Annotated in this window: 26 protein-coding genes; 10 read left to right on the forward strand and 16 right to left on the reverse strand. The window is 63.0% G+C overall.

The genetic code is table 11. The annotated features are described in order from the left end of the window. Positions 1 to 73 precede the first annotated feature (73 nt). Positions 74 to 337: a hypothetical protein gene (locus AC0L2X_RS04685; RefSeq protein WP_473599289.1), complete on the reverse strand. Its 264-nt coding sequence runs from the start codon at positions 335 to 337 to the stop codon at positions 74 to 76. Positions 338 to 639: 302 nt separating this feature from the next. Here AC0L2X_RS04685 and AC0L2X_RS04690 point away from each other — a divergent pair, with 302 nt between their 5' ends. The 4 genes from AC0L2X_RS04690 (at position 640) to AC0L2X_RS04705 (ending at position 3,392) form a co-directional block, all read left to right on the forward strand. Continuing rightward, positions 640 to 1,023 carry a RidA family protein gene (locus AC0L2X_RS04690; protein ID WP_473599290.1) on the forward strand — a complete coding sequence of 128 codons (384 nt, stop codon included), beginning with the start codon at positions 640 to 642 and terminating at the stop codon, positions 1,021 to 1,023. Between the two features lie 51 nt (positions 1,024 to 1,074). Then, the gene (locus AC0L2X_RS04695; RefSeq protein ID WP_473599430.1) at positions 1,075 to 1,425 is read left to right on the forward strand and encodes a VOC family protein; all 351 of its coding nucleotides are present in this window, start codon (positions 1,075 to 1,077) and stop codon (positions 1,423 to 1,425) included. A gap of 140 nt (positions 1,426 to 1,565) precedes the next feature. Next, the gene (leuB, locus tag AC0L2X_RS04700) at positions 1,566 to 2,669 is read left to right on the forward strand and encodes a 3-isopropylmalate dehydrogenase (RefSeq protein WP_473599291.1); all 1,104 of its coding nucleotides are present in this window, start codon (positions 1,566 to 1,568) and stop codon (positions 2,667 to 2,669) included. 306 nt (positions 2,670 to 2,975) lie between these two features. Beyond that, positions 2,976 to 3,392: a GIY-YIG nuclease family protein gene (locus tag AC0L2X_RS04705; protein WP_473553780.1), complete on the forward strand. Its 417-nt coding sequence runs from the start codon at positions 2,976 to 2,978 to the stop codon at positions 3,390 to 3,392. Here AC0L2X_RS04705 and AC0L2X_RS04710 read toward each other — a convergent pair. Both AC0L2X_RS04710 and AC0L2X_RS04715 read right to left on the reverse strand, forming a co-directional pair. Further along, entirely contained in the window at positions 3,382 to 4,095 is a 714-nt protein-coding gene (locus AC0L2X_RS04710) for a DUF805 domain-containing protein (protein ID WP_473599292.1), read from the reverse strand. The two genes, AC0L2X_RS04705 and AC0L2X_RS04710, sit on opposite strands and share 11 nt — an antisense overlap. An 83-nt stretch (positions 4,096 to 4,178) precedes the next feature. After that, positions 4,179 to 6,011, reverse strand: a complete 1,833-nt coding sequence (locus AC0L2X_RS04715; RefSeq protein ID WP_473599293.1) for a DEAD/DEAH box helicase — start codon at positions 6,009 to 6,011, stop codon at positions 4,179 to 4,181. 201 nt (positions 6,012 to 6,212) lie between these two features. On the opposite strand from AC0L2X_RS04715, the gene AC0L2X_RS04720 reads away from it, so the two are divergent. Further along, positions 6,213 to 6,362: a hypothetical protein gene (locus AC0L2X_RS04720; protein WP_473599294.1), complete on the forward strand. Its 150-nt coding sequence runs from the start codon at positions 6,213 to 6,215 to the stop codon at positions 6,360 to 6,362. A gap of 107 nt (positions 6,363 to 6,469) precedes the next feature. Next, on the forward strand, positions 6,470 to 7,504 hold the full coding sequence (locus tag AC0L2X_RS04725; protein ID WP_473599295.1) for an aspartate-semialdehyde dehydrogenase: 1,035 nt from the start codon (positions 6,470 to 6,472) through the stop codon (positions 7,502 to 7,504). 287 nt (positions 7,505 to 7,791) lie between these two features. On the opposite strand, the gene AC0L2X_RS04730 is transcribed toward AC0L2X_RS04725, so the two are convergent. Beyond that, the gene (locus AC0L2X_RS04730) at positions 7,792 to 8,199 is read right to left on the reverse strand and encodes an ACT domain-containing protein (RefSeq protein ID WP_352566668.1); all 408 of its coding nucleotides are present in this window, start codon (positions 8,197 to 8,199) and stop codon (positions 7,792 to 7,794) included. 252 nt (positions 8,200 to 8,451) lie between these two features. Between AC0L2X_RS04730 and AC0L2X_RS04735 the strand changes: the two genes are divergently transcribed. Together AC0L2X_RS04735 and AC0L2X_RS04740 are read left to right on the forward strand one after the other, a co-directional pair. Continuing rightward, positions 8,452 to 8,862: a DoxX family protein gene (locus tag AC0L2X_RS04735; protein WP_473599296.1), complete on the forward strand. Its 411-nt coding sequence runs from the start codon at positions 8,452 to 8,454 to the stop codon at positions 8,860 to 8,862. Positions 8,863 to 9,053: 191 nt separating this feature from the next. After that, positions 9,054 to 9,317, forward strand: coding sequence for a YMGG-like glycine zipper-containing protein (locus AC0L2X_RS04740; RefSeq protein WP_023680734.1), 264 nt, complete (start codon positions 9,054 to 9,056; stop codon positions 9,315 to 9,317). Positions 9,318 to 9,388: 71 nt separating this feature from the next. Here AC0L2X_RS04740 and rpsP read toward each other — a convergent pair whose 3' ends face one another. The 7 genes from rpsP to AC0L2X_RS04775 form a co-directional block, all read right to left on the reverse strand. Then, positions 9,389 to 9,790, reverse strand: coding sequence for a 30S ribosomal protein S16 (gene rpsP / locus AC0L2X_RS04745; RefSeq protein WP_473599297.1), 402 nt, complete (start codon positions 9,788 to 9,790; stop codon positions 9,389 to 9,391). Positions 9,791 to 9,800: 10 nt separating this feature from the next. Further along, positions 9,801 to 10,166 carry a chorismate mutase gene (locus tag AC0L2X_RS04750; RefSeq protein WP_473599298.1) on the reverse strand — a complete coding sequence of 122 codons (366 nt, stop codon included), beginning with the start codon at positions 10,164 to 10,166 and terminating at the stop codon, positions 9,801 to 9,803. Between the two features lie 7 nt (positions 10,167 to 10,173). Then, positions 10,174 to 11,787, reverse strand: a complete 1,614-nt coding sequence (gene ffh / locus AC0L2X_RS04755; protein ID WP_352867800.1) for a signal recognition particle protein — start codon at positions 11,785 to 11,787, stop codon at positions 10,174 to 10,176. A gap of 409 nt (positions 11,788 to 12,196) precedes the next feature. Then, entirely contained in the window at positions 12,197 to 13,165 is a 969-nt protein-coding gene (locus AC0L2X_RS04760) for a lysostaphin resistance A-like protein (protein ID WP_473599299.1), read from the reverse strand. A 147-nt stretch (positions 13,166 to 13,312) separates the two neighbouring features. Continuing rightward, complete coding sequence (locus tag AC0L2X_RS04765; RefSeq protein ID WP_473599300.1) at positions 13,313 to 13,915, reverse strand: DUF1236 domain-containing protein; 603 nt, start codon at positions 13,913 to 13,915, stop codon at positions 13,313 to 13,315. Between the two features lie 63 nt (positions 13,916 to 13,978). Further along, positions 13,979 to 15,073 carry a zinc-binding metallopeptidase family protein gene (locus tag AC0L2X_RS04770; protein ID WP_473553765.1) on the reverse strand — a complete coding sequence of 365 codons (1,095 nt, stop codon included), beginning with the start codon at positions 15,071 to 15,073 and terminating at the stop codon, positions 13,979 to 13,981. A gap of 90 nt (positions 15,074 to 15,163) precedes the next feature. After that, complete coding sequence (locus tag AC0L2X_RS04775; RefSeq protein WP_473599301.1) at positions 15,164 to 16,411, reverse strand: flavin monoamine oxidase family protein; 1,248 nt, start codon at positions 16,409 to 16,411, stop codon at positions 15,164 to 15,166. A 185-nt stretch (positions 16,412 to 16,596) separates the two neighbouring features. On the opposite strand from AC0L2X_RS04775, the gene AC0L2X_RS04780 reads away from it, so the two are divergent. Further along, on the forward strand, positions 16,597 to 17,397 hold the full coding sequence (locus AC0L2X_RS04780; RefSeq protein WP_352491737.1) for a lytic murein transglycosylase: 801 nt from the start codon (positions 16,597 to 16,599) through the stop codon (positions 17,395 to 17,397). 123 nt (positions 17,398 to 17,520) lie between these two features. Here the strand turns inward: AC0L2X_RS04780 and AC0L2X_RS04785 are convergent, their stop codons facing one another. Both AC0L2X_RS04785 and AC0L2X_RS04790 read right to left on the reverse strand, forming a co-directional pair. After that, the gene (locus tag AC0L2X_RS04785; protein WP_352491666.1) at positions 17,521 to 17,832 is read right to left on the reverse strand and encodes a hypothetical protein; all 312 of its coding nucleotides are present in this window, start codon (positions 17,830 to 17,832) and stop codon (positions 17,521 to 17,523) included. A 166-nt stretch (positions 17,833 to 17,998) separates the two neighbouring features. After that, entirely contained in the window at positions 17,999 to 19,222 is a 1,224-nt protein-coding gene (locus AC0L2X_RS04790) for an argininosuccinate synthase (protein ID WP_352491665.1), read from the reverse strand. 168 nt (positions 19,223 to 19,390) lie between these two features. On the opposite strand from AC0L2X_RS04790, the gene AC0L2X_RS04795 reads away from it, so the two are divergent. Next, positions 19,391 to 20,032, forward strand: a complete 642-nt coding sequence (locus tag AC0L2X_RS04795) for a LysE family translocator (protein WP_352491664.1) — start codon at positions 19,391 to 19,393, stop codon at positions 20,030 to 20,032. A 76-nt stretch (positions 20,033 to 20,108) separates the two neighbouring features. Here the strand turns inward: AC0L2X_RS04795 and AC0L2X_RS04800 are convergent, their stop codons facing one another. The 3 genes from AC0L2X_RS04800 to AC0L2X_RS04810 form a co-directional block, all read right to left on the reverse strand. After that, positions 20,109 to 20,561 (reverse strand): hypothetical protein, encoded by a 453-nt coding sequence (locus tag AC0L2X_RS04800; RefSeq protein WP_473599302.1) that lies wholly within the window; start codon positions 20,559 to 20,561, stop codon positions 20,109 to 20,111. Further along, positions 20,558 to 21,790 carry a dual-specificity RNA methyltransferase RlmN gene (gene rlmN, locus AC0L2X_RS04805; RefSeq protein WP_473599303.1) on the reverse strand — a complete coding sequence of 411 codons (1,233 nt, stop codon included), beginning with the start codon at positions 21,788 to 21,790 and terminating at the stop codon, positions 20,558 to 20,560. Before rlmN ends, AC0L2X_RS04800 begins: the two co-directional genes overlap by 4 nt. Positions 21,791 to 22,123: 333 nt before the next feature. Further along, on the reverse strand, positions 22,124 to 22,630 hold the full coding sequence (locus AC0L2X_RS04810; RefSeq protein ID WP_023721899.1) for an invasion associated locus B family protein: 507 nt from the start codon (positions 22,628 to 22,630) through the stop codon (positions 22,124 to 22,126). Positions 22,631 to 22,772: the final 142 nt, after the last annotated feature.

The following is a 22,772-nucleotide window of genomic DNA, read 5'->3' on the forward strand; positions in this document are numbered from 1 at the left end:
ACCGCCGGGCCTTGCTCGCGCAAAGATGCGATTCAGCTAACAAAATCAAACGCTTGTCGTTTGCGGACGGAAACTAGGCTAGGCCGCGCACGAAATAGGCGTTCACGCGCAGATCGGGGATCTCCTCGCTGTCCTCGGCAATAGCGGTGCAGGCGGCGATCTGCTCGTCGGCGCCGACCTTGCCGTCGCTGAAACAGGCAGCATAATCCTTGCCGGCGGCGTGTGCCGAACTGCTCATTGCGCTAAGCACCACAATCCCCGCGAGGAACAGCGCCAACAGCGGCACACGCAAAAGCCCTGCAAATGCGCGCGCCAGCGCGCCGGTGCGGCATGACATGGTTCTTATCCTCCCCCGGAGTTACTACGACTGCCCTCGCGGATACTTATATAGTTCTGTTTTTGTTCCTCAATGCAAGCAGAAATTGCAGCGGCCGTCGAAGCTGCCGACCTCCCCTAGCGGGGTAAGGAGTGGTCCGCGTAGCGAAGGTGAAGTTAATTGCCTGACTTTCCGAACGACGAACGCCCGGCAGAAGGCCGTCCCGCCGACATCAAAGATGTTGCACCGCCTATCCATCTGTGTTGGCCCATGGCGGGATCGGCGTCGTCCCTGCAAAATACTCACAACCATCGGAGGACACCATGCGAAAACTGATCTCCACCGGTTCGCCCTTCGAGAAGACCGCCGGCTATTCGCGCGCCGTGGTGCAGGGCGACTGGTGTTTCGTGTCCGGAACGACCGGCTACGATTATGCGACCATGTCGATGCCGGAGACCGTCGAGGCACAAACGCGCAATTGCCTGGCAACGATCGCCAAGGCGCTCGCCGATGGCGGTTTCGAAATGGCCGACGTGGTGCGGGCACATTACTACATCACCGATGCGGCTTTCGTGGATGTGGTGTTCCCGATCCTCGGCGAGGCGTTTGGCGAGATCAGGCCGGCAGCAACGATGATCGTGTGCCAGCTCAGCAAGCCGGAAATGAAGATCGAGATCGAGGTGACGGCGCTGCGGCGCACAGCCTGATGCCTGTCACGGTTGCGACAACGACACGGTTAGAACGAGGATCGGCCCATGGTGAAGGTCAGACGCATGGTTGCAAACATAGACACGCAGGATATCGCGGCGGCAAAACCCTTCTATCAGGATGTGCTCGGTCTCCATCTCAAGATGGATATGGGCTGGATCGCTACCTATGGCTCGCAAGAGACGATGTCCGTGCAGGTCAGTTTCATGGCCGAAGGGGGATCAGGAACGCCGGTGCCTGACCTGTCGATCGAGGTCGACGACGTCGATGCCGCGCTTGAAAGCATGAGGACGGCCGGCTTTGCCATCGAATACGGGCCCGCGGACGAACCCTGGGGTGTGCGGCGCTTCTTCGTACGCGACCCGTTCGGCAGGCTGGTCAACATTCTCTCTCATCTGTAGGCGATTTGTCTTGAGCACCGGATTTTCCCAAAACCGGTTTCCGCTTTTGGGTCCGATGCTCTGAACCGCAGGCTTGCGCGCCGGCCGCTTGGCGTTTAGCAAGGCCGCGTTCATGCGCTAAAACAATCGGGACGGTTCTCATGGCTTCGAAAAATCTTCTCCTGCTTGCCGGCGACGGCATCGGCCCCGAGGCGATGGCCGAGGTGAAGAAATTGATCGCCGCCATGAACGACAGGTTCGGCAGCGATTTCGTCACCGACGAGGGGCTGGTCGGCGGCTGCGCCTACGACGCGCACGGCGCAGCGATCTCCGATGCCGACATGGCCAAGGCAATGGCGGCGGACGCGGTGCTGTTCGGCGCCGTCGGCGGGCCGAAATGGGATGCGGTGCCTTACGAGGTGCGTCCGGAGGCGGGTCTGCTGCGGCTGCGCAAGGACATGGAGCTGTTTGCCAATCTTCGACCCGCCATTTGCTATCCGGCGCTGGCGGCGTCCTCCTCGCTCAAGCAGGAGGTGGTCGAGGGTCTCGATATCCTGATCGTGCGCGAGCTCACCGGCGGCGTCTATTTCGGCGAGCCGAAGCAGATCATCGACCTCGGCAACGGCCAGAAGCGCGGCATCGACACTCAAGTCTACGATACGTTCGAGATCGAGCGTATTTCGGGCGTTGCCTTCGAATTGGCGCGCACGCGCAAGAATCATGTCACCTCGATGGAAAAGCGCAATGTGATGAAGTCAGGCGTGCTGTGGAACGAGGTCGTCACCCAGACGCACAAGGCCAGGTATGCCGACGTCAAGCTCGATCACATGTTGGCCGATGCCGGCGGCATGCAGCTGGTGCGCTGGCCGAAGCAGTTCGACGTCATCGTCACCGACAATCTGTTCGGCGACATGCTGTCCGACATCGCCGCCATGCTGACCGGCTCGATCGGCATGCTGCCGTCGGCCTCGCTCGGCGCGCCGGATGCGAAGACAAAAAAGCGCAAGGCGCTCTACGAGCCGGTGCACGGCTCGGCGCCCGACATTGCCGGCAAGGGCATCGCCAATCCGATCGCCATGATCGCCTCCTTCGCCATGTGCATGCGCTATTCCTTCGGCATGGTCGAAGAGGCCGACCGGCTGGAAGGCGCGATCGCCGCCGTTCTCGACCAGGGCTTGCGCACCAGGGATATTCATTCGCCGGGGATGACCGAGGTCGGCACCGCTGAGATGGGCGACGCGATCATCGCCAAGTTCCTGGGCTGATCCTATGGCGGTCGACGTCCGCTGGGCGACGACCGGGGATGCCGCAACTGGTGCCTCTGCACGCAGATGATCTAATGCGTTGAGCCTGAAAGAGGGATTGTGGCCGGGAGTTGTCGGATCATCTCCAGCCGCCAATCTCCAACATCTGCGATTAGCCGTAAGCTCCCACGCCTTCGTCATCCCTGGGCGAAGCAGGAGCGAAGCTCCGTCGCGGAGACCCTGGGATCCATGCCGTTACCTCAGTCGAAGAATGCAGCGGTTCAGAACGGCACTTGTGTCGGCACCGGCGCCAGATACCCTTCAACCATGACCGGCTATGCCTACATGACCGCGAGCCAGAAGCGCGGCACGATCTATATCGGCGTCATCAACGATCTCGGCCGCCGCATGCCGGAGCACAAATCTGGCGAAGGTTCGCGATTCACCAGCCGTTACGGCGTGCAGCGTCTGGTCTGGTACGAGGAACATTTCGACATTCGTGACGCCATCCAGCGCGAGAAGTCGCTGAAGCGCTGGCCACGTCAATGGAAGATCGAACTGATCGAGAAAACCAATCCCGAGTGGTTCGAACTTTTCGCGGAACGGGGTGGTAGTGTACGGTTCTGGTCCGCAGGCGCACTGCCGCGAGGTAACGGCATGGATCCCAGGGTCTGCGCCGCGTCGCTTCGCTCCTTGCTCCGCCCTGGGATGACGAAGTGGAGGGATGCTCCGGCTAAACCCTGACACCCGCCGGCACCGGACCCCATTGGTTTTCGCGCGGCTGGGTCGGGATCAGCGCAAAGATCAGAATGATCACGGTGCCGAAGGTCGGGATCAGGAAAAGCAGGAAGAGCCAGCCGGTCAGGCCGATATCGTGCAGGCGACGCACGTTGAGCCCGAACCACGGCAGGGCTGTCGCCAGCAGGAAGAGGCCGGAGAGGCCGACCGTCACTGCCGGCAGTTCACTGTTGTCGAGATTGCCCAGGGCATTGTCGATGAAGACGCCGAATCCTATCATCACGATCAGCGCGATCGTCCAGAACAGGCAATAGCCCCAATATTCCTTGCGGCGGGCACGGCCGGCGAAGTTGAAGTAATTCTCGGTCAGGCCCAGCCAGAAATAGTTCCACAGGCCGGCGGATTCGGCCGGACCGGTTTCAGCGGAACGGCCGAAATGTTGCGGATGATGTGCCGCTTGCGCATTGCCGGCCTGAGATGGCGCGGCGGCTGCAGGGGAGGCGTCGGCGGGCGCACTGGCAGGTTGGGCGCGGATCGAAAAAACATCGCGAGCCCGTCCGCCAGCCGGCTGGAATTCGACGGTCGTGCCCCCGGCAACCGATGCTTCGCGGCGCAAATCTTCGCGCGCCAAAGTGTAGCGGTTGCCGTCGGCTCCGGTGATGAAACCGAAACCCTGGTCTTCGTCGTAATGAAGAACTTCGCCGCGCATGTTTTGCCCCCGATTGCCCCGGCCCAGACTGTTCAAAGTTGGGGCAGACCGCAAGGGACATCGCGAAGCAGATCGCCACCCTACTATCCCGGCCGTTTCTTCGATTTCTTGTGTTTCGCCGGTCCGCCTTCGAACTTCGCCTTGGCCGGTTTCCCGGCCCAGGGCTTTGCCTCGAATGCCGGGCGCTGGTCGGCCGGTGCGCGCTTCTCCAACTTGGGCGCGTTCTGATCGAAGGTGCGCTTGCCGCGGTGCGGCTTCTTGTCGGGCCGTGGTTCCTGGTAGCCGGCCCGCGACAAATCCGGCGTGCCGTCCAGCCGCTTAACCGCAATGTTGCCCTGCAGCTTGCGGTCGGGACCGATCGCAGCGAGGAAGCGCTCGGCCCAGTCCGCCGCGATCTGCACGAAGGTTTCCTCCGGCTGCATCTTGATGGCACCGATCTCGCGCTTGGAAATGCCGCCTGTCCGGCACAGCATCGGGATCAGCCAGCGCGGCTCGGCATTCTGCCGGCGTCCCACCGACAGCGAGAACCAGACGCTGTCGCCGAAATCGTCGCGGCGGCCAGGCTGCTCGTCCCGGCGCGCAAATTTTTCGCCCGACGGCGTGAACGGCGCCACGTCGAGAAGGTCCTCTGGCGCCGAGCGGCTGGAGCGGCACATCCGCACGAAGGCGGCGGCGACCTGTTCGGGTCCGTGCTGATCGAGAAGCGCCTGGACGAAGCCGCGCTCCTCATCCTTCATAGGCTCGCTGAAGACCGGATCAGCGAGAATGCGCTCGTCGTCGCGCCGTATCACGTCGTCGGCCGACGGCGGGCTCGCCCAGGTTGCCGCAAGGCCGGCACTTTGCAGCAGCCGCTCGGTGCGCTTGCGGGCATTATTGGGCACGATCAGCGCGCTGACGCCCTTGCGGCCCGCCCGCCCGGTTCGCCCGCTTCGGTGCAGGAGCGTCTCCGGGTTGGTCGGCAGGTCGGCATGGATCACCAGCTCGAGATTGGGCAGGTCGATGCCGCGTGCCGCGACGTCGGTGGCGATGCAGACCTTTGCGCGGCCGTCGCGCATCGCCTGCAGCGCATGACTGCGCTCGTTCTGGCTAAGCTCGCCGGACAGCGCCACGACGGAAAAGTTGCGGTTGTTGAAGCGCGCCGTCAAATGGTTGACGGCGGCGCGGGTGTTGCAGAACACCAGGGCATTCTTGGCTTCGTAAAAGCGCAGCACGTTGATGATGGCGTTTTCGCGGTCCGCCTGGGCGACGCTCAGCGCCCGGTATTCGATGTCGAGATGCTGCTTTTCCTCGCCGGAGGCCGAGATGCGCACGGCATCGCGCTGGTAGCCCTTGGCCAGAGTGGCGATAGAGCGCGGCACAGTGGCGGAAAACATCAGCGTGCGGCGCTCGGCCGGGGCAGCATCGAGGATGAATTCCAGATCCTCGCGAAAGCCGAGATCGAGCATCTCGTCGGCCTCGTCGAGCACCACTGCCTTGAGCGCCGACATGTCGAGCGAATTGCGGGTGATGTGGTCGCGCAGGCGGCCGGGCGTGCCCACGACGATATGGGCGCCGCGCTCCAGCGCGCGCCGCTCGGTGCGCATGTCCATGCCGCCGACGCAGGACGCCACCGTGGCGCCGGTCAGTTCGTAGAGCCATTCCAGCTCGCGCGTCACCTGCAGGGCCAGCTCCCGCGTCGGCGCCACGGCCAGCGCCAGGGGTGCCGCGGCATGGGAAAAGCGCTCCGCGCCATCGAGGAGGGTCGGCGCCAACGCCAGGCCGAAAGCGACGGTCTTGCCGGAGCCGGTCTGGGCCGAAACCAGCGCATCGGCCTGACCAAGCTCGAGAACCGCCTTCTGCACCGGCGTCAGCTCGACATAGCCGCGTTTTTCCAGCGCCCTTGCCAGTGCGGGAACAATAGCTTCGAAGTTGGGCATCTTACTCTTTCGGAATCCGGATTCTTAAATACCCGGCGACGGGTCAAATGTCGGCAAGCGCCACGGACGGGCGCCACGAGCCAGACGATGCTCGTTCGTACTTGGTGCCGCCGTCATTGTACAGGGCGGGCGGTCGGCCTGGTTGCGATTGACTCTGGACGCAAACCGCGTAAAAGCCGGCACCGAACGGGATAGTTTTCGATGCGCGGCCTTCTGATGGCGCTCCTTGCATTCGACATCTCCGGCCCCGATGCGAACCATCGGGCCGGGCGCGTCGCTGCGTCTCCTCGTTCCAGCAAAATCACGTTGTTGCTCAAAAAAACCGGCAAAACGACCACCAAAACGGTCTGATTCCCTTGGCCTAACCACCCTCTCCCGGGTCCGGCCCGGGGGTTGAAACCCGCATCGGCCGGCGGGTTTTCTCCAGAAACCGAGTGGAGAGGGACAGGAGATTTCTGATGAGTTTCAAGGTAGCGATCGTCGGCGCCACGGGCAATGTGGGCCGGGAAATGCTCAACATACTGGAAGAGCGCGGCTTTCCGGTGAGCGAGGTGGTGGCGCTGGCTTCGCGGCACAGCCAGGGCACGGAAGTGTCGTTCGGCGACCGCACGCTAAAGGTCAGGGCGCTCGACCAATATGATTTTTCAGACACCGACATCTGCATCATGTCGGCCGGCGGCAACGTCTCCAAGGAATGGTCGCCGAAGATCGGCAAGCAGGGCTGCGTCGTCATCGATAATTCGTCGGCCTTCCGTTACGACCAGGACGTGCCGCTGATCGTTCCGGAAGTGAACCCGGATGCGATCTCGCTGTTCACGCGCAAGAACATCATCGCCAACCCGAACTGCTCGACGGCGCAGCTGGTCGTGGCGCTGAAGCCGCTGCATGACGCGGCCACCATCAAGCGTGTTGTCGTCGCCACCTATCAGTCGGTCTCCGGCGCCGGCAAGGAAGGCATGGACGAATTGTTCACGCAGACGCGCGCGGTGTTCGTCGCCGACCAGGTCGACGTCAAGAAGTTCACCAAGCGTATCGCCTTCAACGTCATCCCGCATATCGACGTCTTCCTCGACGACGGCTTCACCAAGGAAGAGTGGAAGATGGTGGCCGAGACCAAGAAAATGCTCGACCCCAAGATCAAACTGACGGCGACCTGCGTGCGAGTGCCGGTGTTCATCGGCCATTCGGAAGCGGTCAACATCGAGTTCGAGAAGCCGATCACCGCCGATGAGGCGCGCGAGATCCTGCGCGAGGCGCCGGGCTGCCAGGTCATCGACAAGCGCGAGGACGGCGGCTACATCACACCGCTGGAATCGGCCGGTGAGGACGCCACCTTCATCTCGCGCATCCGCGAGGACTCGACCATCGACAACGGCCTGTCGATGTGGATCGTCTCCGACAATCTGCGCAAGGGCGCGGCACTCAATGCGGTGCAGATCGCCGAGCTGCTGGTCGAGCGCGGGCTGATCCAGCCGAAGAAGAAGGCAGCATAACTTTTCGCTCACGGCCGTATCGCCGCTACGCGGCTGGCCCTCCGCGGGGGCGCCGGAAAGCCGGCGGCCCGCAGTCGCGGGCTCGGCCTTCGGCCGTTGTTTCGCTCACGGGCCGCATCGCCGCTTCGCGGCTGGCCCTCCGCGGGCGGCGCCGGATAACCGGCGGCCCGCAGTCGCGGGCTCGGCCTTCGGCCGTTAGCGCCCTTCTTCCCGTTCACGGGGAGAAGGTGCCGGCAGGCGGATGAGGGGCAGCACAGGCGTCTCAAATAGGCAGCAAGGCGCCGGTGTCACAGCCGGTTCTCCTCCGCCAGGTCCAACAACAACTCCAGCGCCTTCTCCGCCCGGTCGGCGGGCACGAACAGATGATCGTGGTAGAAGGCCGAGACCGGATTGACCCCGATGCCGGCGGCGGCCAGCCGAGCGGTGATGGCGGCGAGGAAGCCGACCGCTTCCAGCGACGAATGGATGTTCAGCGTCAGCATCCGGCAGCGGAACACCGGTTTCAGGCCAGCGGCCTTGGCCTGGTCTTCAAGCACGATCAGCGTCATGCCCTCGCGCTCGCGAAATAGCATCACCGGGTGGAGCCTGTCGGGAACGGGCGCATCGGGTGGCAACGTGGTGAAGACATGAACGCCGGCAAGCAATTCCGGCGTCATTGCCGCCAGCAACTTTTTCAGGTCGGTCTCTCCGGCCATCGGTTGCTTTCGTCGTGCGATCAGGCGGCTGCTGCCGTCGAGCGTCGGAAGACACCCCTACGGATTTTCAATAACGCCCTCCACCTCACCACGCAAGGTGGACCTGGCCAGGTTGGTTGCCGGCTGAACTTGCACATCCGAGGTCGCCGGAGTGAAAAAGAACTGGAGGCATGTCGGATCGCCGCCATGGGCCGCGTCCTTGGTTCGAGCTGGCGAAAGAGCCAGTGCTCACCACGGCCGGAGGGAACATCAATGACCATGTCTCAGGCAGCACCCGTCTCGCCGCGTGCCGTGTGGGCCGGCCGCGCGCTCAGCGCCGTCATCGTGCTGTTCATGATCTTCGACGGCGTCATCAAGCTGCCGCCACTCGAAATCGTCACCCAGACCATGGTGCAACTCGGCTGGCCGGCCGATGCCAATGTCTCGCGCATGCTCGGCATCATTGGATTGGTTTCGACCGTGCTTTACGCGCTGCCACGCACCTCGGTGCTCGGTGCCATCCTGCTCACCGCCTATCTCGGCGGCGCCGTCGCCACGCATGTGCGTATCGGTAGCCCTTTGTTCTCGCATATACTGTTCGGCGTCTATCTCGGCGCCATCCTCTGGGGTGGCCTGTATCTGCGCGATCCAAGGGTGCGTGCGCTGATCCCGTTCAGCCAATAGTGGCGACTTCGAAAGCCGTTCGATGGTGGCCACGCCGCCGGAGAGGGTGTGGTCCGCCGCCGCTTTTCTACTCTTTGGATCAAATTGAGCGCCGCCGGGCGGCAGCCGATCTTCTTCTTTGGATCAAATCGCCTGGTTGCGAGTTAGGGGGTGCAGCGGCGAGGACGGCACCCTGTTGGAGAGGAACGACAATGAAAAAGGTGATGATCTTGATGGCCCTGCTGGTGCCGCTCGGTGCCTGTTCCCGTACTGAGCAAGGCGCGGCCGTTGGTGGCCTGGGCGGTGCGGCGGTCGGCGCTGCGGTGGCCGGCAACCCGACCAAGGGCGCGGTGATCGGCGGTGCGGCCGGCGCCTTGGCCGGTGCGCTGATCGGCCGTGCCAGCGAAAGCGGCCAGTGCCGTTATCGCGATCGTAACGGTCGTGTGTACGTTGCGAGCTGCCCAGAGGGCTACTGATCGGGCCGCACCATGCGGATGAACAGCAAAACGGCGGGCAAGGCCCGCCGTTTCGTGGTTGTAGAGATGATTTATTCAGCGCTGGCGGCTTCCGCCTCGGCCGGCGCGGCTGCAGCGGCGGCAACGGCGGCGGCGGCATCCTCCTGCGCCTTCTTCAGCAAGGCTGCGCGCTCCTGCGCCTTCTTGCCGGGCTCGGCCTTCTTCGGGTTGGAGCGGACTTCGCGCTTGGCGATGCCGGCTTCATCGAGGAAGCGCAGCACGCGGTCGGTCGGCTGGGCGCCGTGCGCCAGCCAATGCTTGACGCGCTCGGCGTCAACCTTGACGCGTTCGCCGTCCTTGGGCAGCAGCGGATTCCACGAGCCGAGCGACTCGATGAAACGGCCGTCGCGCGGCGAACGCGCGTCGGCGACGACGACATGGTAATAGGGACGCTTCTTCGAGCCCGCACGGGCCAATCGGATTTTCAGTGGCATTTCTTTTCTCCTAAAAGCTCTGATCTGGTTGATCGGTTGGTGGCTGGTCTTCAGCCGGTTTCGTCACGCCGTTGGATGCGGCGATCTGCTCGTGATGGCGGATCACTTCGCGGACGACGAAGTTCAGGAATTTCTCCGCGAAATCCGGGTCGAGATGGGCGTCCTTCGCCAGTTGGCGAAGACGGGCGATCTGCTGCTGCTCGCGCGCCGGGTCGGCAGGCGGCAGGCCGTGTTCCGCCTTCAGCACGCCGACTGCCTTGGTGCAGCGGAAGCGCTCGGCCAGCATGTGGATCAGCGCCGCGTCGATGTTGTCGATTGAGGCGCGATAATTGGCCAGCGCCGCACGCGCGTCCGCCATGTCCTTCTCTTCGTTCATGGCGCCCTCACTTCTTCTTGCCGAGGCCAGGCAGCCCGCCACCGCCCGGCAGGCCGGGAAGTTTCATGCCGCCGGGCAGCCCAGGCAGGCCACCGCCGCCGGGAAGACCACCGGGCAAGCCCTTCATGCCGCCGAGCCCGGCCGCCTGGGCCTGCTTCTGCAAGGCTTCGAGCTGCTTGGGGTCCATCTTGGAGAGATCCGGCATGCCGCCGCCCATCATGCCGCCTCCGGGACCGCCTGGGCCGCCAGGCATCATGCCGCCGAGCCCCATCTTGGAAGCGAGCCCGCCCATCATGCCGCGCATCAGGCCGCCGCCTTTGCCCTTGCCGCCCATCGCCTTCATCATGTCGGCCATGCCGCGATGCATCTTCAGCAACTTATTGATTTCGGCCGCGTCGGTGCCGGAGCCGGCCGCGATGCGTTTCTTGCGCGAGTGTTTCAGAATATCGGGGTTGGCGCGCTCGGCCTTGGTCATCGACGAGATGATGGCGAGCTGGCGGCCGAACATCTTGTCGTCGAGACCGGCGGCGGCCATCTGGTCCTTCATCTTGCCCATGCCGGGCATCATGCCCATGATGCCGCCCATGCCGCCCATTTTCGACATTTGCTGAAGCTGGCCGGCGAGGTCGTTCAGGTCGAACTTGCCCGACTGCATCTTCCTGGCCATCGCCGCCGCCTGTTCGGCGTCGATGTTCTCGGCTGCCTTTTCGACGAGGCTGACGATGTCGCCCATGCCGAGGATGCGGTCGGCGATGCGCTTGGGGTGGAATTCCTCCAGCGCGTCCATCTTTTCGCCGGTGCCGATCAGCTTGATCGGCTTGCCGGTGACGGCACGCATCGAGAGCGCCGCACCACCGCGGCCGTCGCCGTCCATGCGGGTCAGCACGAGGCCGGTGATGCCGACGCGCTCGTCGAAGCTTTTTGCCAGATTGACGGCGTCCTGGCCGGTCAGCGAATCGGCGACCAGCAGGATCTCGTGCGGCGACGACATCTTCTTGATGTCGGCCATCTCGACCATCAACGGCTCGTCGATATGGGTGCGGCCGGCGGTGTCGAGGATGACGACGTCATGGCCGCCGAGCTTGGCTGCCTGCACGGCGCGGCGGGCGATATCGACCGGCGTCTGGCCGGCGACGATCGGCAATGTGGCGACCTTGACCTGCTCGCCGAGCTGGCGGAGCTGCTCTTGCGCGGCGGGACGCCGCGTGTCGAGCGAGGCCATCAAAACCTTCTTGTTTTGACGGTCGGTGAGGCGCCTGGCGATCTTGGCCGAGGTCGTCGTCTTGCCGGAACCCTGCAGGCCGACCATCATGATGACGACCGGAGCCGGTGCGTTGAGGTCGATGGCGACGCCCTCGGCGCCGAGCATTTCGACCAGCTCGTCATGGACGATCTTGACGACCATCTGGCCGGGCTTGATCGACTTGACCACGGCGGCGCCGACGGCCTTCTCGCGCACCTTGTCGGTAAAGGAACGCACCACTTCCAGCGCCACGTCGGCCTCGAGCAACGCACGGCGCACCTCGCGCAGCGCCGCCGAGACATCAGCCTCCGACAAGGCGCCGCGGCCGGTGAGGCCGTTCAGGATGGAGCCAAGGCGCTCTTGTAGGGACTCAAACATTGGTCAACCCGCCGCGCGACAGCGCCTTGGATTCATTTTGATCCCTGTCGGGCCGATGGCCCTCAACGCCTCTTGTGCGTTCCTGTCGCGATTCAAACATTCTTTTTCCTTTTCCCTGGCACCCGGATGATGCCCGAGAGGTAATGCGTTCGCGCCAACTGTCCAAGCAAAAGCCGGTCCGGGCAAAGCCCAAAGCCAAAAAGCACCCGGGGGCGCACAGCGCTGCCGGGTGTTGGCCTCCGGGATCGATTTACAGCACTTCACCTCAAAGAGGTTTCGGCGTCCCGGTCGGTTTGCTCGGAGGAATACTCGTCGCGGAATTCGCGGCGTGTAGACAGGAAATCGGCCGCGGAGTCAAGCTTTGGTCAGCTTTGCGCCAAATATCCTCAGGACGGCCAAGCAAGGCGCATCAGCGCACGCTGCCGGCGCGCACCATATCCGGCTCGACCTTCAGCGGCGAGCGCGGATGCAAAAGCAGCAGAACGGTCAACAGGCTGCTGACGATCCCTATCGCAGCGATGAGGGCGGCATCTAAAGTCGTCCAGCCGGCGGCTTCGAGCGGCTTGGCGTTGAACAGGGCGAAGGAATTATAGCTTTGCTGATGCGAAATCAGCAGGAAGCCGGTCAGATTGTTGCCGAGATGGGCGCCGAAGCCGGCACCGAGATTGCCGGTTGCATAGACCAGAAGCGTCAGCAACAGCGCAAAGGCGGCGATCGAGGCCAGCACGCAGGCATTGATGGCAGCGCTCGAACCTGGGCTCCAGTGCAGCGAGGTGAACAGCAATCCCGGCAGCAGCGCCCAGATGAAAGGGTTCTGGAACCGCCTCGCCAGACCCCTAAGCAGATAACCGCGAAACAGCATCTCCTCCGACGAGGTCTGCAGAAAGGTCAGGGCGGCGATCGGGATCAGGAACAAAAGCCACGAGGACAGGCCGATCGCGCCGCGCGTGATGTCGGGCTGCAAACCATAAAGCAGGATCTCGGAAAGCAGCGAGGTGATCAGCACCGCGGCCAGCCCTTTCAGGAACCCCGTCCACGAAATGCGCCGGCTGACGCCGATCAGGGCGGTCAGCTTCTCGCGATGGATCCAGCGCATGGCAGCCCAAAGGCCGAGCCAGATTCCGGCAAATGAAGCCAGCGCCGCCAGGATGCCCGCTGGAGAGGCCATGAAATCCTGCACCGCTCCTCCACCTGGCGGGGCGGTGCCAGACGACGCCTGCCAAACGGCAAAGGCATAGGCGCCGCCGAACAGCACGGCGGCAGTGGTTCCGAGCCAGAACAGGATGACGACCGCCGTTCCAAGCAGAAGCCGCGGCAAAGTGCTCTTGTTGTTGGCGGTGTGCCGGTACAGTTGGAAGGCGGTTGGGTCGATCGTCACGCGGGCTCGCTGGCTGGTGCTTCGGCTCGCAAGGTCTAGAACATCGGCCCTAATGTGGAAACCGGTATTGCAGCGGCAATACCGGTCTGTGGCAATGTCGGGAGTGCGAGCGGCCGCCATTACAGGGCGACCGCCCTGTTTGTATCGTCAGCGCACGACGTACACGATACGCCGGCTGCCCGGATCGACCAGTGCCGGCTGGCCGTTCACATAGACGTAGCGGTAATCATAGTCCGGAATCTCGCGCAACTCGACGGTGTCAGGCAACGTCGCGCCCGTCACCACCTCGCCCTCGAGATAGACCGGATCGAGCCGATGCGTACGGACATAGGTACGGATCTCGGCCGGCGGTCTCCGGATAGGCTCGATCGCCTCGCCGGCGACGATCGCTCCGGTATAGCTGTCGGAATATTCGACGCTACCGGCGGGCGGCGTCACGACGGCAATGTCGGCACTGGCCGGACGCTGCGTCAGGACCACGCGGCTGCCGCCGAAATCGGCCGTCACATAGTCGGAATAGACCCAGCCCTGGCCGTTGGCCTCGGCGATGGTGCACCATTTGCTGTTGGCGATGCAGCCGTCGAGCGTCGCCGACTGGCCGGCCGCGAGCACGCCGATGACCGGATATTGCGGGCCGGGGCCGGCGCGTACATTGAGATCAGTGATGGCCGAGACTGCGGTGTCGGCCAAAGCAGAACCCGACATCGCTATGAGCGCTCCGGCCACCGCCGGAAACAATATGCGTTTCATGGTCTTCTCTCCGTTTCACAGTCCCTTGGGACGGAAAACGAAGCAAAGCCGCATGCGTTCCGGCTAAAAGGCTTCGGCCGGCTCACGATTTGTTCCAGTCGTTTTCGGCAGGTCGGTCAAAAGCTCGTGAACAAAAGCAAGTTTTTGCGCCGCCACGTCCGAGATGACGAAGGGATAGAGATCGGGCAGGCCCATGCAGCGGTTGATCGAGTTGGACGCCTCCGACAGCACCAGCCAGCGGTCGAGGATTCTTTCGAAAGGCTCCGGCCTGGCGGCGGGTTCCGATGGTGCCGGCTGCAGCTCGCCGCCGGTATCGGCGCGCGGCAGCTCGTTGGCTTCGACGGTCTCCAGCCGACCGAGCGGGAAATTCAGAGCATGCACCATCTCCAGCGTGTCGGTGATGTGCATGTGATGCGCCCATGTCTCGGCCCAGTCCTCCCATGGGTGCGACGTCGCATAGGCCGAAATATGGCGCTGCTGCCAGTCGGGCGGCGCGCCATCGGCATAATAGGTCTTCAGCGCCTGTTCGTAGTCGGCGCGCTCGTCGCCGAACAAAGCGCGAAAACCGGCAAGCTTTTGCGGATCGTCGCGGATCAGGCGGTCCCAGTAATAATGGCCGAGCTCATGGCGGAAATGGCCGAGCAGCGTGCGGTAGTTCTCGCCCATCTCGACGCGTCGCCGCTCGCGCTCTGCCGAATCCGCCTCGGCGACGTTGAGCGTGATCCGGCCGTTGTCGTGGCCGGTCAGGATACGTTCGCCGCCCGGACCGCCGCCGATCGGATCGGCAAGAAAATCGAAAGCGAGACCGGTCTCGTCGCCAACGTCCTGCTTGGATGCGACCGGCAGGCCGAAGGCGAGCAGCGAATAGACGGCACGCTTCTTTGCCGCCTCAACACGGATCCAGCGGCGGCGGTTGCCGTCGACCGACAGATCCGGGATCAGCTGGTTCAGCGCACAGGCGCGGCAGAAGGCGTGGCCGGGCTCCGCCATCCAGTTGCAGGCGCACTCGTCGGCATTGGTGCAATGGAAGACGTCGGCGCCGGACAGCGCGAAGCGCGCATGCTCGGGATCGTAGAGCACGAGGCTGGCGCAGTTCAGGCATTGCGCGTTCTCGAAATAGAGACGGTGGCCGCAATGCGGGCAGTCGAAAAGCTTCATTGGCGTCTCGAATCATTCGAAATGCGGAGGACGATACAAGCAGGAGAAGGCCAAACGCCTGTCAGCTGCCCACGTTCCTGCCGGCAGATGCTATTTTGCCGCAAGCTGGGCGACGACCTCCTTGGCCACTGCCTCGCCCGACAATCTGGCGCCGCCGCAGGTCTGCATCAGCGGACCGGCCAAATGCTCGCCGGCGAAGAAGATCTTTTCCGCCACCGGCTGCATCAGCGTGGCTCGCGCTTGCCAGCGGCCGGGCCGCGCCGCCGCATAGGCGCCGCGCACGAACCGTTCAGCGCCCCAATTGGTCATCATTGCGCGTCCGACATGCTTTCGTATGTCGCCGCCAAAGATGCCGCAGAGCCGGTCGACGACGAAGTCGATGCCGGCCGCCTCGCCCGCCGCCGACATCTCCCAAGCGAAATCGCCGCCGACGAAACCCACCATCAAATCGAGATCGAAGGGAAAGCAGAGGAAGTAGATGTCGTGCCGGGCCAACCGCTCGATCAGCAAATCGTCGAACGGCTCCAGGCCGAGCCTGGTACCGGATATTTCGACCGGCAGCTTGGTCAGCATGCCCATCGGCAGGTCGAAGAGGGCGGCGAAATGCGCATCGGGGAGTGCAGGCGAGAACGCAATCTCCTCGAAAGCGAGCACTGCCGGCGAGGCAGTGACGATGACCGCCTTGGCGCGGATGGTACCGCGATCGGTGACGCAGGCTACGCCCGGCCCATCCCAGACGATCTTGCGCACCGGCGTCGACAGTTCCACCGGCACATCGGCACCGAAGCGGGCAACCAGCGTACCGAAGCCTTCCCTGGTGAAATAGTTCGGATCGAGGTCGGCGGCGGCCTGAAAGTCGCGGATCGATATCTCGTCCTCGTCGGCGCCGAAATCCATCGGCCCGGCGAAGGTTGCGGCGGCGCGCGGCGCGTGTCCCTTGGCGAGCAATGCCGACAGGCGGTCGTCGTCGTTTTCCCTCACCTGATGTGCCGCCACCAGCTCGAACAGCCTTGCGTCGGCCACATTCATCGCGGCCTCTTCGGCTTCGCTTGCCTTTCGCTCGCGGTAATAGAGATGATCGACATTCATGTCGTGGTGATGAAGCGTCCAGGCGGCGGCCTTCGCCTCGGGAAAGTAGGGATTGCGGTCCGCGGCATGCAGCCAGGCGCAGCCGATGTCGAACGGCACGCCGAAATGCTGGTCGCTGGTCCAGGCGCGGCCGCCAATGCGGTTCATCGCTTCCAACAATTTGAAGGAAAAACCGGCGGCGCGCAGGGTCTTGGCAGCCGAAAGCCCGGCTGAACCGGCGCCGATGATCACGACATCAACGTCTTCCATGCTTATTCTGTCCCCGCCACAATAATTACTTGATCGTAGGCAAATTCCCGGGCGTCCGCCAGTGTGGTGGATTTGAGGTTCCTGCTGTATTGAGTGCATCGGCGTGGCGCCGGGGCAGTGACAAGCAGGTGTTTCGCAGGCAAGTTCGCAATTGGGAACGTGATTCAGGCAACCAGGAGAGCAGCATGGCATTTCTTGCCAAGGGGAAAATGTTTGTAGTGGCCACGGTGGTGGCGGTGCTTGCGCTGGCGACGGGCGCGCAGGCGGCGGCCAGCTGTGGCAAGAGCGGCGCCGGCTTCGAGGCGTGGAAACCGGAGTTCGCCGCGGAGGCGAAGGCCGACGGTGTCGGCTCGAAGGGTCTGGCCGCTCTGGCTCGCGCAACCTACGCGACAAAGACGATCTCCGTCGACCGCGCCATCCATAAGGCTTTCAGCGGCTCGGTAGAGGCTTTCATGAAGCGTCGTGGCGCGTCCGCAATCATCGCCAGGGGCCGTGCGCTAAAGAAGGCGAATGCTGCGCTGTTCGACAAGATCGAACAGAATTACGGCGTGTCACCGGGTGTGTTGCTCGCCATCTGGGGCATGGAGACGGGCTTCGGTTCCGCCATGGGCAACCAGAACACGGTCTCTGCCATTTTGACGCTGGCCTATGACTGCCGCCGTCCGGAGTTCTTCTACCCGCATGCCATTGCAGCCCTGAAGCTGGTCGATCGCGGAGCGTTGAGCGCCTCGTCCGTCGGTGCCGCGCATGGCGAGATCGGCCACACGCAGTTCCTGCCCGGAAATGTTTTGACGTATGGCGTAGGCAACAAAAACCTGCGCGACAAGGCCACTGCGTTGGCTTCTACCGCCAACTTCCTCAAGGGTCATGGTTGGCGGCCGGGCGCCAGCGCGCAGGCAAATATCGGCGCAATTGCTGGCTGGAATTCGGCGAGCGTCTATCAACAGGCCATCGCCCGCATGGCCACGGCGATCGATGCCGACTGATAGAAAAATCTAATCGGCAGAAAGCCCGGCCACGCGCCGGGCTTTTTTCGATCTCCAGAGCATTTCGCGGCCAGATTGATCGTTCTCGGAAACAAACCCGTGTGGCAGGCCACGTCCGGTTGGTCACCTGCCCTTGATGACGTTCCAGATGTCGGTGGATTGATTAAGCTGAAGGCTGTTGATGTCGGAGAAGGTGATTCGGCCGCTGACCGCTGCATTGACCAGCCGTCGACAAAAGAGAGCCGGCATACGTTCCATTGAAACGCCCATGAAAGCAGCGATTTCATGCTTGGCAGAGACGTTTGTTATCGCCATCTTGCTCACGCATCGGTCGAATGCTGCCTCGGGACCCGTCGTCGTCGCAGGATCTTGTCCGGTCTGACAACCGGCCAACGCAGCGATCATCGCTGACAGAACTAAAAAGCCAATTCTCATGTTAATCCCCCAGTGCCCGAAACGACAGTTCGGTAATCCAACCGGGAGGTCAAGCAGAAAAGGCTTGGGCTACCATAACTTTGGCTGTTATAATTAGCTGAAACTACATTAGCATTGTATTTACATATATCCGCGAAACCCAGATCACTTCCGACATTATTTATACTTAGCCTTTACGACTACGCGCCGCCAGCGTGCGCAGCCTGAGCGCGTTGAGGCGGATGAAGCCTTCGGCATCCTTCTGATCGTAGGCGCCGCGGTCGTCCTCGAAGGTGACCAGCGCGTCGGAATAGAGCGTCTTCCTCGACTTGCGGCCGGTGACAATGACGTTGCCCTTGTAGAGCTTCAGCCGCACCGTGCCTTCGACGTCTTCCTGGCTCTTGTCGATCATGGCCTGCAGCATCAGCCGCTCGGGCGCGAACCAGAAGCCGTTGTAGATGAGCTCGGCATAGCGCGGCATGAACTCGTCCTTGAGATGGGCGGCTCCGCGGTCGAGCGTGATCGATTCGATCGCCCGGTGGGCCGATATCAGAATGGTGCCGCCGGGGGTCTCGTAGACGCCGCGCGATTTCATGCCGACGAAACGGTTCTCGACCAGATCTAGCCTGCCAATGCCGTTGTCGCGGCCGAGATCGTTCAGCGTCGCCAGCATCGTTGCCGGAGACAGTTTCTTGCCGTTGAGCGCAACCGGGTCGCCCTTGAGGAATTCGATCTCGATCTCGGTGACCTCATCCGGCGCATCCATCGGCGAGATGGTGCGCTGGTGGACGAATTCCGGCGGCTCGCTCCATGGGTCTTCCAGCACCTTGCCCTCGGAAGACGAATGCAGCAGGTTAGCGTCGACCGAGAAAGGCGCATCGCCCTTCTTGTCCTTCGGCACCGGGATCTGGTGCTGCTCGGCGAAATTGATGAGATCGGTGCGCGACTTGAACGACCAGTCGCGCCAGGGCGCGATGACCTTGATGTCGGGATTGAGTGCATAGGCGGAGAGCTCGAAACGCACCTGGTCGTTGCCCTTGCCGGTGGCGCCATGGGCGATCGCATCGGCGCCGGTCTCCCTGGCGATCTCGACAAGGTGCTTGGAGATCAACGGCCGGGCGATCGAGGTGCCGAGCAGATACGTGCCTTCATAGACAGCGTTGGCGCGGAACATCGGAAAGACGAAATCGGATACGAATTCCTCGCGGACATCGACGATGCGGATATCCTTGATGCCCATCATCTCGGCTTTGCGCCTAGCCGGCTCCAGTTCGCCACCCTGGCCTAGATCGGCGGTGAAGGTGACGACCTCGGCGCCGAGCTCGGTCTGCAGCCATTTCAGGATGATCGAGGTGTCAAGGCCGCCGGAATAGGCGAGCACGACTTTCTTGACGGCTTTTGCTTTCGACATGGTGGGCGGTTCCGCGACAGGGGTTCTTCGCGGGCGAGGTATCACGGCGTTTTAGGCCAGCGCAAGGGACGAACGATGCCCGGACCAGATGCTGCATCTCCCAGAGGCTGGCGAGAATACGGCTCTTGCGGTATGGCTGCGCCGTCTTTTGCCGCACCGAGACGAGCCATGTCCTTCATTCCCGACACCACCACGCTGATCCAGTTCTCCATCGCCACCTTGATCCTGGCGATCACGCCTGGGCCTGATATGACGCTGTTCGTGTCGCGCACGCTGAGCCAGGGCCGCGCCACCGGCTTTGCCTCGATGGCCGGCGCCTTGTGCGGCACGCTGATCCACACCACGCTGGTGGTGGTCGGCGTCTCGGCGCTGATCGTCGCCTCGCCGATGGCGTTCTTCGTGCTGAAGATTTTCGGCGCCGGCTATCTGGTCTTCCTGGCCTGGCAGGCGATCACAAAAGGGTCGGCGTTTTCGCCGGAGAAGAAGAGCGGGCCGCAGATCTCGCTGTTCCGCAGCTGGGCGGCGGGGCTCGGGGTCAATCTGCTCAACCCGAAGATCATCCTGTTCTTCATGACCTTCCTGCCGCAATTCGTCTCCGCGCATGATCCCAACGCGCCGGGAAAGCTGTTCTTCCTCGGCGCGATGTTCGTCGTGCTGGCGATCCCGGTGACGGCGCCGATGGTGCTGGCGGCGGAAAAATTCTCGGCCGCGATGAAATCCAGCCCGCGCGTGACGCGCGTCGTCGACTATCTCTTTGCCGGAGTTTTTTCGGCCTTCGCGCTCAAGATCCTGACGGCCCAGGCGAAATAGGGCGCACTCCCGCTGACCATGATCTTTTCCGAAAAACCGTCCTCCACTTTTTGCTGCGCTGACCTTCGGTTCGGGATCATGGTCCAATCTGACGCCAGCTTCCGGCCGAGCGCCCGGCGCTCAGCCAGTAGAAAATTCCGCCGATCATGCCGCAGCCGATCACCGCCAGCATGACGCTGGTATTGGTAACCTCGAAATTGGCATCGGCCGTCTGGTGAACGAAGCCAAGGAAGACCGCCGAGACCACAGCACCCGCCAGCGCATAGAACAGCCAGTCACGCCGGCCAAGGATCTCGGAGACCAGGATGGCGATGGCGGCCGGCATGAAGGCGAAATAGGCGACGAACAGCGCGACGAAGGGAATTGAAAACCACAGCGACGCCTGCGCCGCCGGTTGCGTCTCGTCCGTCATCAGCCCAAGCGATGCCAGGAACACGATGTTAAGGAAGGCGCTTGCCGCCAGCGAAGCAACGCCATAGCCGACAAGGATGACGGCGAAGCGGATGAGATAGGCGACGAGGCGGGTCACGCCTCGCCGTGCCCCGCGATCATCATCGCTTCCAGCGCCAGCCGGTCGACCTTGCGCATGCGCTCGGAGTCCGACTTGAGCTGGCCGCAGGCGGCGAGGATGTCGCGGCCGCGCGGCGTGCGGATCGGCGAGGCATAGCCGGCATTGTTGATGTAGTCGGCGAATTTCTCGATCGTTTCCCAGTCCGAGCACTGGTAGTTGGTGCCTGGCCACGGATTGAACGGGATCAGATTGATCTTGGCCGGAATGCCCTTGAGCAGCTTGACCAGCGCCTTAGCGTCCTCGATGGAATCATTGACGTCCTTCAGCATCACATATTCGAAGGTGATCCGCTTGGCGTTGGACAGGCCGGGATAGGCATGGCAGGCAGCGATCAGCTCGTTCAGCGGATATTTCCTGTTGATCGGCACCAAAAGGTCGCGCAGATCGTCGTTGGTGGCGTGCAGCGAGATCGCCAGCATGACGCCGATCTCCTCGCCGGTGCGGAAGATCTCGGGCACGACGCCCGATGTCGAGAGCGTGATGCGCCTCTTCGACAGGGAAAGCCCGTCGCCGTCGGATGCGATCAGCAGCGCCTTCTTCACCGCCTCGAAATTGTAGAGCGGCTCGCCCATGCCCATCATGACGACGTTGGACACTTTCCGGCCCTCGGCCGGCACGATGGCGCCGTCCGGCGTATCGCGGTCGGGGAAATCGCCGAGCCGATCGCGGGCGGTCAAAAGCTGGGCGAGGATTTCCTCGGCGGTCAGGTTGCGCACCAGCTTCTGCGTGCCGGTGTGGCAGAAGGAGCAGGTCAGGGTGCAGCCGACCTGCGACGAGATGCAGAGGGTGCCGCGGCCTTCTTCGGGAATGTAGACGGTCTCGATCTCGACCGGCCGGCCGGCGCCGCGCGGCGGAAAGCGGAACAGCCATTTGCGCGTGCCGTCGGAGGAAATCTGCTCCTCGACGATCTCGGGCCTGGCAACGGTGAAATGCCTGTCGAGCGCGGCGCGCAGATCCTTGGAAATGTTGAACATGCCGGCAAAATCGGAAACGCCGCGCACATAGATCCAATGCCAGAGCTGCTGGGCGCGCATTTTCGCCTGGCGCTCCGGCACGATGCCGGCAGCGACAAGGGCAGCCCCAAGTTCGGCGCGCGTCAAGCCGATCAGCGAGGGCTTTTCAGGCGCCGTGCGGGTGCGCAACGCGTCACGCGCGCCTTCGGCGGTAAGATCGAATGAAAGGGTCATTGTTGCGCCAATATAAGCGATTTGCGGCCGAATACAGCATCGTGCCCGAAATGAAGCGCGGCGCATAGCACAGGTTAGCGGCGGAGTCATGCCGGGTGCGCAAGCAAGGGCAGGGCTTCAGAAAAGGCTGGCGTTCAATTTTGCGTTGGACTATTGGCGACCTCGGCGCTGCCCCTCATCCGGCGGCGACGTCAGCGCCATTCCTGCAACGCCGGCAATCGGCGAAAACTTCTATGCGACGCTCCTTCTCCCCGTCACTATGCCGGGAGAAGTGCCCGGCAGGGCAATGAGGGGAGGCGTCAACGCCTAAAAGGTCGGTCTTCCGGCTCTAGCCTACTTGCACTTGGCGATCGAGGCCAGCGCCGCCGAGATGCCCTTCAGCGAGAAGACGTAGGTGGTGGTGTTGCCGCGGCCGGACTTGGCCGACACCTTCATGTCGGTGCCGGTCTTCATCGCGGCGATCAGCACCGGCTCCTCGGCGGCGTTCTCGACCCAGGCCGACTTGCCGCGCGTGAACATCGAAAAAGACTTCTTGTCGATGGTAACGGTGGCCTTGGAACCTTCCTGGAAGGTGTAGCCGGCGATGAATTGCGGCTCGTAGGACACTTGCTGCCCCGGCCGCTGGCTGACGAAGAAGAACATGTCGCCGTGATCGAGCGTCGGCGGCTGCTTGTCGGTTGGCACCGTCAGGACATAGCAGACCTTGCCGCCGCCCGACGCCTGATAACTGTAGGTACCCCAGGCATTATGCTGGCCGATCTTGGTTGCCGACTGCGCCAGCGCGGGCGCCGTCAAGGCCACCAGGGCCAGGCTGGAAACTATAGCAATCAATCCGCGCATCGCTTTTCCCGTATTCCACTGGTGCGGCGGCAGGCCGGCCCGGCGTCCTGCCCGTCGCTTCATTTTGATTTAATCTGGGTTACCAAAGGGTGAATTTCCCCTGAGAAAAGGATGTTCACGCCAGGAAACCGCCGCCGTCTTC

The organism is Mesorhizobium sp. WSM4828 (assembly GCF_055811175.1).